Genomic DNA, 2,463 nt, shown 5'->3' with positions numbered 1-2,463 from the left:
CTGCTGCGCGAACCATATCGCGCAGGAAGCGGCGGCGGCCATTTTGGGGTTTTGCTGACCGGGACATAACGCGTTACACCTTCGCCAGTTTCACAGCGCACTTCTTGAAATCCGTCTCTTTAGAGAGCGGATCCGTCGCATCCAGCGTCAGGTTGTTCACCAGCTGTGCGGCGTCGAAGAACGGCATGTACACCAGCCCCTGAGGCGGACGGTTGCGGCCGCGTGTTTCAACAATCGAAATCACTTCACCACGACGGGATACCACTTTGACCTTGTCGCCACGACGAAGATCGCGCGCTTTTGCATCCAGCGGATGGATAAACAGTACCGCCTCCGGGAACGCACGGTGCAGTTCCGGCACGCGGCGCGTCATGCTGCCGGTATGCCAGTGCTCCAGTACGCGACCGGTGGAGAGCCACAGATCGTATTCTTTATCCGGTGCTTCAGCCGCCGGTTCAAATGGCAGCGCGAAGATGACGGCTTTCCCATCCGGTTTGCCGTAGAACTTGTAGCTTTCTCCAGCCTTCACGTACGGATCGTTGCCTTCGCTGTAGCGCCACTGAGTCTCCTTACCATCGACCACTGGCCAGCGTAACCCGCGCGCCTTGTGGTAATCATCGAACGGTGCAAGATCGTGTCCGTGTCCGCGACCAAACCAGGCGTACTCTTCGAACAGACCTTTTTGCAGGTAGAAACCGAGTTCGCGAGATTCATCGTTCAGTTGATCTTCAGCCAGTTCGCTGACCGGGAATTTCGTTACTGCTGGCGTGGCGAACAGCACGTCATACAACGTCTTACCGCGTAGCTCGGGTTTCTTCGCCAGCAGTTCCTCCGGCCAGACGTCTTCCGTTTTGAATCGGCGGGCAAACTGCACCATCTGCCACAGGTCAGATTTCGCTTCACCCGGTGCTTTAATCTGCTGGCGCCAGAACTGAGTACGGCGCTCGGCGTTACCGTAAGCCCCTTCTTTCTCTACCCACATCGCTGTTGGCAGGATCAGGTCGGCCGCCAGAGCACTGACCGTCGGGTACGGATCGGAAACGATGATAAAGTTGCGCGGATCGCGCCAGCCAGGCATGCGCTCTTCGTTGATGTTCGGCCCAGCCTGCATGTTGTTGTTACACATCACCCAGTAGACATTGAGCTTGCCATCTTTCAGTGCGCGGTCCTGCGCCACAGCATGCAGACCGATTTTCGCCGGAATGGTCCCCGCCGGAATATTCCAGTGTTTTTCACAGATATCGCGGTGTTTCTCGTTCGTCACCACCATATCCGCAGGCAGACGGTGAGAGAAGGTCCCGACTTCACGCGCGGTACCGCAAGCGGAAGGCTGACCCGTCAGCGAGAATGGGCCGCAGCCTGGCTGAGAAATTTTACCGGTCAGCAGGTGCAGGTTATAGACAAGGTTGTTAGCCCATACGCCACGGGTATGCTGGTTAAAGCCCATAGTCCAGTAGGAGATGACTTTCTTCTTAGGATCGGCATACAACTGCGCCAGCTGTTCCAGCTGATCTTTTGGCACGCCGGTCATTTCTGCAGTTTTATCCAGCGTATACTCCGCAACAAACGCTTTGTACTCTTCAAAACTGATCGGTTCGGAGGCATCAGAACCTGGATTTTTCGCCGCTTTTTCCAGCGGATGGGTTGGACGCAGACCGTAGCCGATATCCGTCGCCCCTTTACGCAGGTTAACGTGCTTGCTAAAGAAGTCCTGGTTTATCGCATTGTTTTGAATGATATAGTTTGCGATGTAGTTGAGGATCACCAGGTCGCTTTGCGGCGTAAAGACGATGCCGTTATCCGCCAGCTCAAAGCTACGATGCTGGAAGGTAGAGAGAACGGCGACGTTGACGTTAGGATCGGACAGACGACGGTTGGTGATGCGCGACCACAGGATCGGGTGCATTTCCGCCATATTAGCGCCCCACAGGACGAAAGCATCCGCATGCTCGATATCGTCATAACAGCCCATCGGCTCATCCATACCAAAGGTACGCATAAAGCCCACAACGGCTGACGCCATGCAGTGACGCGCGTTCGGATCGATGTTGTTCGAACGGAAACCGGCTTTGAACAGTTTTGCGGCAGCGTAGCCTTCCCAGATGGTCCACTGACCGGAGCCAAACATACCAATAGCGTCTGGCCCTTTCTCTTTCAGAGAGGTTTTAAATTTCTCTTCCATCACATCAAAGGCCTGGTCCCAGCTAATCGGGGTGAATTCGCCTTCTTTGTGATATTTGCCGTCTTTCATGCGCAGCATCGGCTGCGTTAAACGGTCTTTTCCGTACATGATTTTCGGCAGGAAGTAACCTTTGATGCAGTTGAGCCCACGGTTAACCGGCGCATCCGGGTCACCCTGACATGCCACAACACGCCCTTGTTGAGTGCCTACCAATACGCCACAACCGGTACCGCAAAAACGGCACGGGGCTTTATCCCATTTGATCGCTTCTTGCTGACCGA

At 55.0% G+C, this 2,463-nt stretch carries 2 protein-coding genes; both read right to left on the bottom strand.

The features are described from left to right. Positions 1-67 (bottom strand): hypothetical protein (locus tag FDX03_RS23045; RefSeq protein ID WP_249357007.1); only part of this gene is annotated, 67 nt, incomplete at its 3' end. 6 nt (positions 68-73) lie between these two features. After that, positions 74-2,463: nitrate reductase catalytic subunit NapA (gene napA, locus FDX03_RS05055; protein ID WP_137345691.1), on the bottom strand; the 2,390-nt coding region annotated here is incomplete at its 5' end.

The organism is Citrobacter sp. wls827 (genome assembly GCF_005280875.1).
Taxonomy (GTDB): domain Bacteria; phylum Pseudomonadota; class Gammaproteobacteria; order Enterobacterales; family Enterobacteriaceae; genus Citrobacter; species Citrobacter youngae.
Note: the sequence above shows the minus strand (reverse complement) of the source record. Positions and strands in the feature narration are given on the sequence as shown.